Annotated in this window: 13 protein-coding genes; 7 read left to right on the plus strand and 6 right to left on the minus strand. The window is 71.8% G+C overall.

Annotation, left to right across the window (positions count from 1 at the left end):
* The first annotated feature begins 953 nt into the window (after positions 1-953).
* Entirely contained in the window at positions 954-2,855 is a 1,902-nt protein-coding gene (locus ACIA77_RS41465; protein WP_395891632.1) for an FUSC family protein, read from the plus strand.
* Positions 2,856-2,945: 90 nt separating this feature from the next.
* Positions 2,946-3,362 carry a hypothetical protein gene (locus tag ACIA77_RS41470; protein WP_395891633.1) on the plus strand — a complete coding sequence of 139 codons (417 nt, stop codon included), beginning with the start codon at positions 2,946-2,948 and terminating at the stop codon, positions 3,360-3,362.
* A gap of 48 nt (positions 3,363-3,410) precedes the next feature.
* Here the strand turns inward: ACIA77_RS41470 and ACIA77_RS41475 are convergent, their stop codons facing one another.
* Complete coding sequence (locus ACIA77_RS41475) at positions 3,411-4,724, minus strand: MFS transporter (RefSeq protein WP_395891634.1); 1,314 nt, start codon at positions 4,722-4,724, stop codon at positions 3,411-3,413.
* Positions 4,725-4,758: 34 nt separating this feature from the next.
* Complete coding sequence (locus ACIA77_RS41480; RefSeq protein ID WP_395891635.1) at positions 4,759-5,688, minus strand: dihydrodipicolinate synthase family protein; 930 nt, start codon at positions 5,686-5,688, stop codon at positions 4,759-4,761.
* A 108-nt stretch (positions 5,689-5,796) separates the two neighbouring features.
* Between ACIA77_RS41480 and ACIA77_RS41485 the strand changes: the two genes are divergently transcribed.
* From ACIA77_RS41485 to ACIA77_RS41505, 5 genes are all read left to right on the plus strand, one after another.
* Entirely contained in the window at positions 5,797-6,807 is a 1,011-nt protein-coding gene (locus ACIA77_RS41485) for a LacI family DNA-binding transcriptional regulator (RefSeq protein ID WP_395891636.1), read from the plus strand.
* 99 nt (positions 6,808-6,906) lie between these two features.
* Complete coding sequence (locus ACIA77_RS41490; RefSeq protein ID WP_395891637.1) at positions 6,907-7,605, plus strand: phosphatase PAP2 family protein; 699 nt, start codon at positions 6,907-6,909, stop codon at positions 7,603-7,605.
* A gap of 123 nt (positions 7,606-7,728) precedes the next feature.
* Positions 7,729-9,141 carry a UDP-N-acetylmuramate--L-alanine ligase gene (murC, locus tag ACIA77_RS41495; RefSeq protein WP_395891638.1) on the plus strand — a complete coding sequence of 471 codons (1,413 nt, stop codon included), beginning with the start codon at positions 7,729-7,731 and terminating at the stop codon, positions 9,139-9,141.
* A gap of 110 nt (positions 9,142-9,251) precedes the next feature.
* Positions 9,252-9,647: a hypothetical protein gene (locus tag ACIA77_RS41500; RefSeq protein WP_395891639.1), complete on the plus strand. Its 396-nt coding sequence runs from the start codon at positions 9,252-9,254 to the stop codon at positions 9,645-9,647.
* Between the two features lie 11 nt (positions 9,648-9,658).
* Entirely contained in the window at positions 9,659-9,901 is a 243-nt protein-coding gene (locus tag ACIA77_RS41505) for a hypothetical protein (protein ID WP_395891640.1), read from the plus strand.
* A gap of 105 nt (positions 9,902-10,006) precedes the next feature.
* Here ACIA77_RS41505 and ACIA77_RS41510 read toward each other — a convergent pair whose 3' ends face one another.
* The 4 genes from ACIA77_RS41510 to ligD (ACIA77_RS41525) are packed head-to-tail and all read right to left on the minus strand — an operon-like array spanning position 10,007 to position 14,164.
* On the minus strand, positions 10,007-10,375 hold the full coding sequence (locus ACIA77_RS41510; RefSeq protein WP_395891641.1) for a DUF5313 family protein: 369 nt from the start codon (positions 10,373-10,375) through the stop codon (positions 10,007-10,009).
* A gap of 20 nt (positions 10,376-10,395) precedes the next feature.
* Positions 10,396-12,339, minus strand: coding sequence for an aconitate hydratase (locus tag ACIA77_RS41515; protein WP_395891642.1), 1,944 nt, complete (start codon positions 12,337-12,339; stop codon positions 10,396-10,398).
* Between the two features lie 20 nt (positions 12,340-12,359).
* The gene (ligD, locus tag ACIA77_RS41520) at positions 12,360-13,223 is read right to left on the minus strand and encodes a non-homologous end-joining DNA ligase (protein WP_395891643.1); all 864 of its coding nucleotides are present in this window, start codon (positions 13,221-13,223) and stop codon (positions 12,360-12,362) included.
* Positions 13,220-14,164, minus strand: a complete 945-nt coding sequence (gene ligD / locus ACIA77_RS41525) for a non-homologous end-joining DNA ligase (RefSeq protein ID WP_395891644.1) — start codon at positions 14,162-14,164, stop codon at positions 13,220-13,222. Before ligD (ACIA77_RS41525) ends, ligD (ACIA77_RS41520) begins: the two co-directional genes overlap by 4 nt.
* Positions 14,165-14,231: the final 67 nt, after the last annotated feature.

Below are 14,231 nucleotides of genomic sequence, written 5' to 3' on the forward strand. Positions count from 1 at the left end.
CGCCGACGCGGTGGCACGACGGGTCAGTTCGGGACGGTGCGCGGCATGAAGTGTCCGGCCGCGAGCCTCCACTGGCGCGGCAGGTCCTCTCACCTGCGGTCAGGCCGCGCAGAGTCGGAGTGGGGCTGTGGTGCGGCGAGTCGGCTCGTTGGCGCTGCGTGGCGTGATGGGTCCTCTCGCGCGGTTGGACTGGTGTGAAAGGTCCGTTCGTGCTGGGTCAGTGGTGCGCGAGGTCCCCTCGCTGCGGCCCGTTGGTGTGAGTGGACCCCTCGCGCGGCGGTCATCTGATCTGTGATCAGGTTGTGCAGAGGCGGAGTGGGTCGGTGGTGCGGCGAGTCCGCTCGTTCGCGCTGCGTGGCGTGGCGGGTCCCCTCGTGCGGCTCGGCCGGTGTGAAAGGTCCATTCGTGCTGGGTCAGTGGCGCGCGAGGTCCACTCGTTCCGGCGCCTTGGTGTGAGTGGACCCCTCGCGCGGCAGGTCCTCTCATCTGCCGATCAGGCTGCGCAGAGTCGGAGCGGGTCGGTGGTGCGGCGAGTCGGCTCGTTCGGGCTGTGTGGCGTGATGGGTCCCCTCGCGCGGCTCGACTGGTGTGAAAGGTCCATTCGCGCTGGATCGGTGGTGCGCGAGGTCCAGTCGCTGCGGCCCGTTGGTGTGAGTGGACCCCTCGCGCGGCGAGGGCAGCGTGCGAGGTCGGCTCGTGCGTGGCCGGATCGTGCCACCAGATCGGATGGGAACCATCGCCGGCCGAAGAGCGTGCGGTGGGCAGCGACCTCGCGGTGGTCGTGCCGTGCGCGGCCCGGGCACCGGGGTCGTGCGGCCGGCCGGACGCGGTGAACCACCGCCCGCGGTCCGTGGCAAGCGTTTGCGCCAAGTCCACAAAGGACCACCCCTGGCGGTGGCGCCACCACGGCGGGGATGCGAGGCTGCCCCACGGAGAAGATCACGGAGGTGCGGGTGAACGTTCTGGCGCGCGGCGGCGGCATGCTCGTCGTGGTCCTGGTGGTGGTCGGCGGCACGGCGGGGCTCGGGGCGCTCGCCGGGCTGGGTGGGACGATGATCCTGGCCGCGTTGACGGCCCTGTTCTGCTTCATCGCGGCCAACGGGGGACCGCTGGGGTCCGATCTGAAGGTGCTGGCGGTGTTCGCGCCCGTGGTCGTGGTGGGCGCGGCCGGGCCGCGGTTGCTGGGGCAGGTGAGCCACGCGGCGGCGATCGCGTTGCTGGTGGTCGTGGTGTTCGCGGCGGCGTTGCTGCCGGCGCTGGGCGCGCGGTACGTGACGGTCGGCCTGGGGCTGGGCCTGGCGTCGGTGTTCGGGTACGGGTTCCAGCTCACCGGGGCGGCGAGCGTGGCGCAGATCCTCGGTGCGCCGGCGTTGGCGATCGGCGTGGTGTTCGTGCTGCGGTTGCTGCAGGGGGTGCGCGATCCGGGCGGGCCGACGCGCGCGGCGCTCGCCGACGCGCTGGCCGGGCCCGACCGGCAGAGCGCCGAGCGCGCGGTGCGGTTGTGGCTGGCAGACCGGCCGCGGCGGTGGCAGGCGCGGACGGTCGCCGCGGGCCTGCGGTGCCACGGCACGGCGGCGGTGCTGCGCGACCGCCTGCGCGCACTGGACGCCGACCAGGCGGCGGAAGTCACCGCGGTGCTCGACGCCGTCGAGCGGGAGCTGGCAACGCTCGCCGAGGCCGTCCGGCCCAAGACGGCACCGAAGCTCGCGGAGATCCACCGCGTCGAGCCGCGAGGAACCCTGCCGGGCAACACCCGCGTGCTCGTCGACGACCTCTGGACCGCCGTCGACGCGGTCCGCGATGCCGTCGCCACCCGGGACGAGTCGCTCGTCGACCTGCCGCACCACCTCGTGCGCACGGTGCTGGGTCGCGAGGCCGCGGGCGCGCTGTCGTGGCGCAGCGCTCAATTGCGCCACGCCGTGCGGTGCGCGCTGGGCATGCTGCTGGCCGCTGTCGTCGTCGCGTTCCGGCCCGGCGACCCGCTCACGGTGTCGTTCCTGATGACGACGTTCGCGATCATGCAGCCCGAATGGCGCGACACGCTGGCGAAGGTCTGGCAGCGCGTCGCCGGTTCGGTCGCCGGCGCCGTGGTGCTCGTGCTCGCGCTGTGGCTGCTGCCGAACTCCGCTCTCCTTCCCCTGGGCCTCGTGGCGCTGCTCGTCGGGTTCCCGTTCATGCAGGCGCAGCCCTTGGTGTTCAACGGCTGCATCGTGCTGATGAGCGTGAGCGTCAACGCCGTCACCAAGCACCTCGACCCGGGCGCGACGCTCGTGGAGTACGTCCTGCTGGTCGCGCTGGCCGTGGCGATCGCGCTGCTGTTCGGGTTCGCGGCCGTGCCCGGCGTGCCCAAACCTCCACTGTCGCAACGCTTCGCCGACGCGACCGCCGCGATGGCGGCGCTGCTCACGGCGGTGTCCGCTCGCTTGAAGAACGGTCCCGGCGGCGATCCGCGCGAGGTCGGCCCGCGCTTCCGCGAAGCCGTCCGCGCACACCAGGACCTGGTGAAGCCCGAACCCGGCACGCGCGCCCCGGACGACACCCGGCGCGACGCCGTCGAGGATTCCGCCGAGGGACTGCGGGGCCTCGCCGCTTCCGCCGGCGCGCTGCTCCGGCGCGGCACCGGCTCCGCCGAACTGGCCGCCTTCACCGAGGAGACCGCCACGGCGCTGGCCACCGGCACCGCACCCCCGGACCGGCCCGACCTCACGGACGAGGAAGAACGCCTCCTGGCCGACCTCGTCCTCGCCGACGCCCTGCGCGTCAGCCACGGCCGGACGGTGCTGACCAGCCTGATGAAGGTAATTCATTTTCCGGCCCGAAATCGCGACAACCCTAATTCGACCCTAAATGGCTGATTTCGGAGTGCGCGCCGCAGAACTTCCGTTGTACGTTCTCCCTCGCGGCGAGATGATCTTGCCGCACGAACTGGAGGGAACAACAGAATCATGGGGAAGCGAATTTCGCGCCTCGGTGCGCTCGTGGCCGCGGTCGTGGCGGTGGGCACACTCGTCGGCGGTGCCGGGGTCGCGGGCGCGGCGCCGGCCAACGCGTGCACCGACCCGCACCAGGCGTCCGGGCTCATCGGCAAGTGGGGCCCGGTCAGCAAGTCGAACTGCGCCATCTTCGGACACGCCGGATTCCGCGCCGGTTATGGCTGGAACGTGCAGGAAGGCACCAACCAGTTCGCCTGCGTCGAGGGCTGGGGCTTCGACGCGAAGCACCCGAAGGGCGGCTGGTTCAGCCTCGGCTGCGGCAAGAGCGGCAAGACGACGGTGCCGTGGGGCAACGTCGCCGCCAACCCGCAGGTGCGGGCGAAGAGCATGGGCGGCAGCCTCGCCGTCATCATCGACTGGCGCCAGTGAAGTGAGTCCGGGGCCCGCCGGGAATGGCCGGCGGGCCCCGGACTCACTTTATTCCAGCGCGACGATATCGCGGCCCGTCCGGTCTGGTGCGATCGCCGAAAACACGATTCCCGCCAATGGCCCGATGATGCCCAGTGCCAGGGCCAGTGGAATTCCGCCCGCGATCGTCAGCGCGAACAACGGATACACGCCCGCGCCCAATCCGCGGCCGACGTAATAGCTGCTGTTCGCTCCCGTCGACCGGATGCGAGTCGGGTAGTACTCCGACATCCACACGCCCAGCACGCCGAAGCCACCGCAGGCCGCGGCCGCCCACATGAGCGCCCAGAACGTGGTGTCGCCCCAGAACGACGTGGTCACGTGGTCGCTGCCGGCCAGCACCTGCCCCAGGAACCACGCGAACCCGGCGACCCCGAACACGCACGCGGCCAGGAACGCGTACTTGCGCCGCACCGCGTCGGACAGCACCCCGGTCGCGGTGTAGGCGGCGATGGTGAACACGTAGCCGATCAGCACGATGCCGCTCGCCGTGCCCAGCGGCAGGTGCTGCACCTTCAGCAGGTAGGTCGACAGGTACACGCCGACGGAGTTCGTCGTGAGGAACATGGCCGTGGACAGCACCATGAAGATCACGCTGCCGTAGAGCACCTTCGAGCGGAACACGTCCACGATCGGCACGCGCGTGCGGCGCAGCTCCGGCGGCACGGTGCCCTCGCGCAGCCGCCGCTGGTACTCGAGCCAGTGGCGTGACTCCGGCAGGAGCTTGATCGCCGCGAGCCCGATCACCACGCTCACCGCGCCGATCACGACGTAGCCGGTGCGCCACCCGAGGTCGGTGCCGAACCACGTGAGGCACAGGTAGAGCACGCCGACCGTCACGATCTCGCCGAGGAAGTACATCGACTGGATCAGCCCGCCCATCGTCCCGCGGCGGGTGGTCTTCCAGCACTCGGTGAACATCGAGAACGACAGTCCGAACAGGCCGCCCATGCCGAGCCCGGCGAGCAGCCGGGTGACCAGGAACGTCCCGAAGTTCGGCGCGAGCCCGCCGAGCACCGCGGCGACGCCGAACGCGAGCACGGACACCGCATACGTGCGGCGGCGCCCCAGCGTGTCGCCGAGCCACCCGAACAGGAAGCCGCCGGCGATCGACGCGAAGCCCTGGAACGTCGCGACGCTGACGAGCGCCACCGTCGACACGTGCAGCGAGCCGGACAGGTAGGTGAGCGGGTAGCCGACGAGGTTGATCTCGGCGCCGTCGAACAGCGAGCCGAGGAACGCGAACACGAGGATGAGGCGCAGGTCCCGGCGGGGGTGGGCGCCGGAGGTGAGTCTTTCTGCCCCTGCTGACACAGCGGTCATTGGTGTGCCTTCCGAAGCGGCGGGGGAACGCGGGTCAGAGCACCTTGCCGAGCCCGGCGTGGGCGAGGGCGACGGCGATCTCGTCGTCGGCCTCCGGGGCCAGCGGCAGCAGCGGCGAGCGCACGTACGCGTTGGGGATGACCCCGCGCTGCACCAGGCCCATCTTCAGCGCGACGCTGCCTTCCATGTGCGAGCCGCGGTGGTACACGGCCTTCGTGAGCGGCAGCAGGCGGTCGTGCACGGCCCGCGCGGCCGGGTAGTCGCGGCGCTTGCCGGCCTGCAGCAGCTCCCACATGCCTTCCGGCGCGAGCGCGCCGTAGCCGACGAGCGCGCCGTCGACGTCGAACATCGTGTGCAGCAGGTACTCGTCGTGGCAGGTCAGGATCTGCAGGTCGGGGAATTCGCTGCGCAGCACGGGGACCTCGGTGTCCCAGCGGCGCATGTTGCGCACGCCGTTCTTGATCGCGAACACGGAGTCGAGCTCGGCGATCTTGAGCTGTTCGGTGAGGTTGTAGCTGGCCTTCGTCACGTCCGGGTACTGGAACAGGATCTGCGGCAGGCCGGAGATCTCGCCGACGATGCGGTAGCGGTCGGCGGCGGCGCCGGGCTGGAAGCCGAAGCGCAGCCAGCTGTGCGCGGGGTAGAGCAGCAGCGCGGCCGCGCCGGCCTCGCCGTAGCGCTTGGCCTCCTCACCCGCGACGCGGCTGCCGTCGCTGATCACGCCGGTGATGATCGGCTGCTTGCCCTCGACGGCGCCGACCAGGGTTTTCACGACGTCGGCTCGCTCGGCCTCGGTCATGCTCGCACCTTCGCCGGCGTGCCCGTTGCACACGATCCCCTTCACGCCGGGCAGGCCGGCGAGCCAGCGGCCGTGCACCGCCAGCGCTTCGTGGTCGACGTCGCCGTTCTCGGTGAACGGGGTGACGCACGCCGGGACGAGGCCGCGCAGATCAAGAGACTTCATGACACTCCCTGGGAATCGGACGCTGGGCAAATCGGATGCTGTGCAATCGATAGAGGAATCGGTTGCACAACGGTAGGCTGCGACGTGCACAGGAGTCAAGGGAGCAAGATGAGCGAGAGTGTGCCGCGGCCGACGATCAGCGACGTCGCGCTGGCCGCGGGCGTCAGCAAGTCGACGGTGTCACGCGCGCTCAACCCGGAGCACCGCTTCTTCCGCAGCCCGTCGGCGGCGCGGATCCGGGAGATCGCCGAGGGCGTGGGCTACGAGCCCAACCCCGTTGCCGCCAACCTGCGGCGCCAGCAGACCAACACCGTCGGCGTGCTGGTGCCGCGGCTCACCGACACGGTGATGGCGATGTTCTACGAGGAGGTCGCCACCGCCTGCACGCGCCGCGGCTACCACGCGCTGGTCGCGACGTCGCACGACGAGCCGGAGCTGGAACGGGAGAACGGCCGGATGCTGCTCGGCCGCCGCGTCGACGGCCTCATCCTGACCACCGCCCGCACCGATGGCGGTTTCTGCGAGGAGCTGCTCGAGCGCGGTGTCCCGCACGTGCTCGCCGTGCGCACCTTCGGCGCGAGCGCCGCCGCCACCGGCGACGACCGGCTCGGCGGCTACCTCGCCACGCGCCACCTCGTCGACCTCGGCCACCGCCGCGTCGCGCTGGTCGCCGGTCCGGCGTACGCGTCCAGCGCGCTCGGCCGCCGCGCCGGCTACGAGGACGCGCTGCGCGAAACCGGCCTGCTCGTCGACCCGGCGCTCGTGCTGCCTTCGACGTTCAGCATGGAGAGCGGCGAAGCGGCCGGCCGCGCGCTGCTGGCCCTCGATCCCCGCCCGACCGCGGTGTTCGCCGTCAACGACAACACCGCCGTCGGCCTGCTCTCGGCGGTGCAGCGGGCCGGCGTGCGCGTGCCGGACGAGCTGTCCGTGGTCGGGTACAACGACATCCCGCTGGCCGCGCGCCTGCCGGTGCCGCTGACGACGATCCGGGTGCCGTTCACGGAGATCGCGGGCGCCGCGGTGGACCTGCTGATCGACGCGGTGGCCGGGGTTTCGCCGTCGACGCGCCGGTTCGCCCCGACGCTCATCCCGCGGGGGACGACGCTGCGCGCCGGCTGAGGTGTCCACTGAGGACCGTGCGGAACCAGTGCGCAGTTGTTGCAGACCCATGACACTTCTCGCGCCCGCCGGGGACGTGGCGCAGGCAGTCTGGAACGGGTGAACAACCGTGTGCTCAGCATCGCCTGGCGGCTGGTGGCCGCCGCCGTCCTCGCCGTCGCCACGGGGGTGACGTACCTCGTGCTGGTCCGCACCGAAGCCGGCCAGGAGGCCGACCAGCGGATCCTCGAGACGTTCGATCCGTCGTTCACCCGCGCGTCCGGGGAGGTGCCGCTGCCGCTGGAGGTGCCGGTGCCCGTGCTGTTCACGATCGCGCTCGCGCTGGTCGTGGTCATCGGCCTGGTGCGGCGCGCGTACCTGCGCACGGTGGCGGCGGTCGGGCTCATGGCCGTGACGGCGGGCGTCGCGCAGCTGCTCAAGGCCGCTCTCGACCGGCCCGGCCTCGCCGAGGAGATCCACTCCACCAGCAACAGCTTCCCGAGCGGGCACGTGTCGGTGGCGGCGATGAGCGTGTTCGCGCTGCTGCTGGTCGTGCCGCGCCTCGCGCGGTTCGCGGTGGCGCCGCTGGGGCTGGCCTGGATCGTCGCGGTCGGGGTTTCGACGCTCACCGTCGGCTGGCACCGCCCGAGCGACTGTCTCGGCGGGTTCCTCCTCGCGGCGACCGGGTACGCATTGGCGTCGGCCTTCGTGGTGGCTCGCCCGCCGCGCCCGGCCGACGGGCCGACCGTCGTCCTCGGCGTGCCCGCGACCCAGCCGATCCCGTACGTCGACCGCCGCCAGTTCTCCGCACCGCGCTGAGAGGTTCGGCGCAGGGCTGTGACCGGGCTGCGACAGAGAGTTCGAGCTGCGAAGACATCCCGGCCGCACCCTCGATCCGGGGGGACCGCACGACGGGTCCCCACGGACGCAAGGGGTAACGCGATGAACGAGCTGACCGTGCGGGGCCTGGGCCACGTGTACCTGATCGGCATCGGCGGGGTGGGGATGTCGGGCCTGGCGGAGATCCTGCTGCGCCACGGCGTGCCCGTGAGCGGCAGCGAACTCGGCGACCGGCCGGCGCTGGCGAAGCTGGCCGGACTCGGCGCGACGATCCACCGACGGCACTCACCGGGAAACCTGGGGAACGCCGACACCGTCGTCCACTCCACGGCGATCCCCGCCGACCACGTCGAGCTGATCGCGGCGCGCGATCGGGGCCTGCCGGTGCTGCACCGGTCCGCAGCCCTCGCGGCCGTGCTGGCCGGCCGGCGCACGATCGCCGTCGCCGGCACGCACGGCAAGACCACCACGACCGCGATGATCACCGTCGCGTTGCGGGCCGGCGGTGCGGACCCGTCTTACGTGATCGGCGGCGACGTCCGCACGCTCGGGTCCGGCGCGCTCGGTTCGGGTGAGCACTTCGTGGTCGAGGCCGACGAGAGCGACCGGTCGTTCTTCGCGTACACACCCGAGGTCGCCGTGGTCACGAACATCGACTCCGACCACCTCAACACCTACGGCGACGTCGACGGCCTGGCGCAGGCGTTCCTCGACTTCTGCCGGCGCGTGCGGCCGGGCGGGTTCGTCGTCACCAACGCCGACGACGAACGCTGCCGCCGGCTGGCCGCGATCCTGCGTGCCGAGGGCCGCGCGGTGTACACCTACGGCCAGGCCAACGACGCGGACCTCATCGTGGTCGGGCTGTCCACCGTCGCCGCCGCCGTCCGCTACGACGCCGTGCTCGACGGTGCCCTCCTCGGCGCCGTCCACGTGCCCGTGGTGGGCCACCACTTCGGCCTCAACTCCGCGGCCGCGCTGCTCGTCGCGCAGCGCCTGGGCGTGCGCGGCGCCGCGCGCGGGCTGCGCCACTTCCCGGGCGTGCGCCGGCGCTTCGAGCTGCGCGGCGTCGTCGACGGGATCCGCGTGTACGACGACTACGCCTGCCACCACACGTCCATGGCCGCTTCGCTGCGGGCGATGCGCACGATCGCGCAGGGCCACCGGCTGGTCGTGGTGTGCCAGCCGAACCGCGCCTACCGCGTGCGGCAGTTCCTGCGCGAGATGGCCGATTCCCTCAGCCTGGCCGACGAAGCGGTGGTGCTGGAGGTGTTCGGCCCGGGCGAAACCGTCGCCGCGGGCTTCGACGGGCGGGCCCTCACCGCCGCGATCCCGTTGCCGGACAAGCACAAAGTGTTCGCCGGTTCCGCTTCGGCCGCCGTCACGGAGGTCCTGCGGCGCGCGCAGCGGGGCGACGTCGTCGTCACGATCGGCTCCCCGGAGATGGCGACGGTGGCCGGACGGCTCGTCGAAGCTCTGCACACCGCCGGCGAACCGGCCGTCCGGGCGGCGGGGTAGGCCGGTTCCCTGCCTCAGGTGCGTTCGCCCGGCGATGCACCGTCGCGACGTTCTGGGGGCAGGCGGCCGTCGCTCGGGAGGGGTCCCGCGGCGGGTCGTTACCGTCCCCGGTGACCGAGCCGGAGCGAGGGGAGCGGGTCGTGGGGTGGCGGATCAGGACCGCGCAAGGGGTCATGTACGTGCAGGCGGTGGCGTCGCTCGGGATCTGGGTGGTGCAGCTGCTGACGTTGACCGAGCGGCTCGACCACGGGCAGGACGTGCCGGGTTCGGTGTGGCTGGTGCTCGTGCTCAACCCGGTGATCGTCGTGCTCGTCGCGCTCGCCGCGGTGTTCCTGGTGCGGCGCCCGTGGGCGAAGGGGCTCGCGGTGTTCCTGGAGGTGGTGGGCGCGGTGAGCGCGCTCATCAGCGTCACCACCGGCTACTACCAGGCTCTGTTCGCCATCCTGCTGGCGTGCGGCGTGATCGTGCTGGTCGCGTCGAGCGCGCAGCGCCCGGCCCACGCGTGAGGAGTCGTTCCGTGAACCGTGTTGCCCGCCTGCGCCTGGCCGGGGTGGCCGCCGCCGTCGCGCTCGTCGCGTCCGGGTGCGCCGGGCCGCCGCCCGAGCAGTGCGACGAGAACTTCTGCATCACCCCCGCGTACTGGCCGAGCGCTGCCACGCAGATCGAAAACGGCTTCATGGCGGTGCTCAGCGCCCTCGGCGTGGTCCCGATCGTGCCCCGCAGCGCCAACGGCCCCGCGCGGCGCACCTTCGGCCAGTAGCGTCAGCCGGGACCTTCGCCGGAGATCTCGTCCGGGCGCGATCAGGCGGTCGTCCACCGTTGTGCAGAGCCCGGATTGCTTCGAACTCGGCCGTCCCGCGCCGGGTCACGGCCAGGTGGACGCTCCACCGCGGCGTTTGCGGACGGTCTTGCCCGTGCCCGGCGGGAACCCGTGTTTGGCGAGGCGGACTTCGGCGAGTTCGTCGGCGCTGGTGACGGTCAGGAAAAGGCCCAGCAGAAGCGCCATGAGCAGCGAGAGCAGGATCACGACGACCGGCAGGGGCGTCAGGAAGAACAGCAGCAGGAACACCCCCACGAGCCACGGCAGCACCTCGAAGAACACGCGGAACGTGAACCGCAGCAGCCAGGTCGGGGCGGTGGCGTCGTGCAGGACCCAGGGGCGGTACTCGTCGGGCAGGCGGGCGCCGTAGACGTAGCGCAGCCACCGGATCGGACCCGGTCGTGGGGTCACCATGGCTACCTCCCGAAACGCGGTCACCCCAGCTTCGACGCGATGAGCGGGATCTGTCCACCCGCCAGCACCGCCGCGACCTGGCGGGTCGAGAAGTGGTGGGTCACCTCGTACTCCTCGTCGCGGGTGGTGTTGCGGACCGCGACCGGCGATACGTTTTCGAGCTGCGAACGGACGTCCTCGATCGCCAGCACGTCACCTTCGTCGATCCGGTCGTAGTCGTCCTCGGAGGTGAACTCCAGTGCCAGCACGCCGAAGTTCGCGAGGTTCTGCCAGTGGATCCGCGCGAACGACTTCGCCAGCACCGCCCGCATCCCGAGGTGCCGCGTGGTGATCGCGGCGTGCTCACGCGAGGAGCCCTGCCCGTAGTTCTCCCCGCCGACCACGAAGTGGGCCGGGCCGTCCGCCGCCCGCACGGGGTACTCCGGATCGATCCGCGTGAACGTGAACTTCGCCAGCTCCGGGATGTTCGACCGGAACGGCAGCGCGCGGGCGCCTGCGGGCGAGATTTCGTCGGTGGACACGTCGTCGCCCACCTTGAGCAGCACCGGGGCCTCGAGCCGGTCGGGCAGGGGGTCGAGGCCGGGTAGGCCGGCGATGTTCGGGCCCTTCACCAGCTCACCGCCCCCGTGCGACGGTGGCACGAACGTTCGTGCATCCACAGTGGACCGTGACGGCAGCGAGATGGACGGCCACGTCAGGCCTTCCCGTGAAGCGTGGTCCCGCGGGTCCGTGAGCACTCCGGTCAGCGCCGACACCGCCGCCGTTTCCGGCGAGCACAGCCACACGGAATCGTCCGGGGTGCCGGAGCGGCCGGGGAAGTTGCGCGGGAACGTGCGCAGCGAATGGGCTCCCGGTGCGGGCGCCTGGCCCATCCCGATGCAGCCGAGGCAGCCGGCCTGGTGCACGCGCGCCCCCGCGGCGACGAGGTCCGTGGCGTACGCGGCCCGCGTGAGGTCCACGAGGATCCGCCGCGAGGTCGGGTTCACGTCGAAGCTCACGTCGTCCGCCGTCTGCTGCCCGTGCACGACCGCCGCCGCGACGGCGAAGTCCCGGAACCCCGGGTTGGCCGACGAACCGAGCACCACCTGGGAGATCGGCGTGCCCTCGACGTCGCGCACGGGCACCACGTTCCCCGGTGACGACGGCTTCGCCACCAGCGGCTCCACTGTGGACAAGTCGATTTCTTCCGGGTGGTCGTAGGTCGCGCCGTCCTCGGCCGCGAGCGCGCGGAAGTCGGCCTCGCGGGCTTCCCGGCGCAGGAACTCGCGCACGGCGTCGTCCGCCGGGAACACCGTCGCGGTCGCGCCCAGCTCGGCGCCCATGTTCGCGATCACGTGCCGGTCCATCGCCGTGAGCCCGACCAGCCCCGGGCCGTGGTACTCGATGATCCGCCCGCGGCCGCCGGACACGCCGTGGCGCCGCAGCATCTCCAGCACCACGTCCTTCGCCGACACCCACTCCGGCAACGAGCCCGTGAGGCGCACACCCCAGATCTCGGGCATCCTTACCCGCAGCGGCTCACCCGCGATCGCCAGCGCGACCTCCAGGCCGCCGACGCCGATCGCCAGCATCCCGAGCGAGCCCGCCGCGCACGTGTGCGAATCCGACCCGATCAGCAGCTTGCCGGGCACGCCGAAGCGCTGCATGTGGGTGGGGTGCGAAACCCCGTTGCCCGCCTTGGAGAACCACAGCCCGAACCGCCGGCAGGCCGAGCGCAGGTATTCGTGGTCCTCGGCGTTCTTCTCGTCGGCTTGCAGCAGGTTGTGGTCCACGTACTGCACGCTCACCTCGGTGCGCGCCCGCTCCAGCCCGAGTGCTTCGAGCTCCTGCATCACGAGCGTGCCGGTCGCGTCCTGCGTCAGCGTCTGTTCCACGCGCAGGCCGATCTCCGTACCCGGTTCGAGCTCCCCGTCCACGAGGTGGTCGCGCAGCAGCCGGCCCGCCAGCGTCCTCTCACGGCTCATGCCCGCCGGGTACCCACAGGTCAGGAGCCGAAACGCGCCAGCGCCGCCGCCGCCGAAGCCGCGTGCTTCGAAAGGTCCCGCCACGGGTCGGCCTTGCGCGCGAGCCGCTGCCGCAGCTTCGCCGGCGGCCAGCCACCGGGTTCGGCCTTGCCCAGCTCGTGCCAGTCGAGCGGGGTCGCGGCCGCGGCGCCGGGCCGTGCGCGCAGCGAGTACGGCGCGATGAACGTCTGCGCGTACCCGTTGCGGTTGGCGTCGAGGAAGATCCGGTCGCCGCGCTTGTCCTTGCGCTGCTCGGTGGTCAGGTGGTCCGGGTCGTCGGCGGCGACGCGGTCGGCGAGCACCCGCGCGAGCTCCAGCACCACGTCGACGTCCGACCGGGCGTCCAGCGCCGCGACGACGTGGAAGCCGCGCCCACCCGTCGCCTGCACGAACGGTGCGAGGCCCGCCCGCTCGTAGTGGTCGCGGACCCTCCGCGCCGTCGCCCGCAGCCGCGACACCGGAGTGCCGTCCGGCGGGTCGAGGTCGAGCACGAGCCGGTCCGGCCGCTCCGGGGAATCCACAGTGGACAACCACACGTGGAACTCGATCGTCGCCTGGCCGGCGAGGTAGTCGAGCGACTCGGCGTCGTCGCACACCACGTACTCGTCGAAACCTCCGCCGCGCCGCGGTACGCGTTCGGTGCGCAGCCAGTCCGGGAAGTGCTCGCCCGGGTGTTTCTGGAACCAGCCCTGCCCGTCGATGCCGTCGGGGAAGCGCCGCAGCGTCAGCGGCCGGCCGCGCAGGTGCGGCAGCAGCACGTCCGCCACCGCGCGGTAGTACTCGACGACGTCACCTTTCGTCAGCCCATCGCCGGGGTAGAAGACCTTGTCCGGGTGAGAGATCACGCTTGCTCCCGAATCACGTCGGCCGCCTGCTTGTCGTCGCGCAGGCCCTGAAACCGCGGGTGCCGCAGCCGCCCGTCTCGTGTCCACTCCGAAAACCCGACCTGCGCCACCAGTTCCGGCCGGACCCAGTGCGCACCCTGCTCCCGCAAGGCTTCGGCGAACGGCGACTTTCCGGTCTCGCGTTCGGCCAGCAGCCGGTGCAGCGACGCGAGCAACCGTTCGTCGAACCCGGTGCCGACTTTGCCGGCGTACCGCAAGCGGTTGTGGTCGTAGTAGCCCAGGAGCAGCGCGCCGAAGCCGTGCCGCGCGCCCTGCGGATCGGTGAAGCCGCCGATCACGAACTCCTGGCCGTGCGCGCACTTGAACTTCAGCCAGTCCGCCGACCTCCCCGAGCGGTACGGGGCGTCCGCCCGCTTCGCGATCACCCCCTCCCACCCACGGCGGCACGCCTCCTCGAAGAACTTCTCCCCGTCGGTGTTGCGGTGGGCCGAGAGCCGCAGCGGGTCCTCGAACTCGAACGCGTCCTTCAGCAGCGCCTTGCGCTCCCGCAACGGCAACGGCGTGGCGTCGTGCCCGTCGAAGTGCAGCAGGTCGAACAGGTAGTAGTACACGCGCACGCCCGTCGCCCGCGCGCGGTCCGGATCGGTGAGGTGGATCCGCGGCTGCAGCGCGGCGAAGCTCGTGTTGTCCCCGTCGAACGCCACGATCTCCCCGTCGGCCACGAACCGGTCCCCACCCCGCTCGGCCAGCGCTTCGACGAGTTCTGGGTACGCGTTGTCCATCACCCTGTGGTTGCGTGAGTACAGCGTCGGCGCGGCCCCGTCGCGCACGCACAACGCCCGCACGCCGTCGAGCTTCCGCTCGAACAGCCAGCCCTCGTCGGAGAACCGCCGGTCCGTCAGGGTGGCGAGCGTGGGTTCACGCCAAGCCGGTGCGCTCATCGGAACTCCGCGCCCTCGGCCGGGCGGTACTCGGCCGGACGGTCCTTCCCCCGCATCACGCCTCCTC

Origin of the sequence: Amycolatopsis sp. NPDC051903 (assembly GCF_044452505.1) — a bacterium.
Lineage (GTDB): Bacteria > Actinomycetota > Actinomycetes > Mycobacteriales > Pseudonocardiaceae > Amycolatopsis.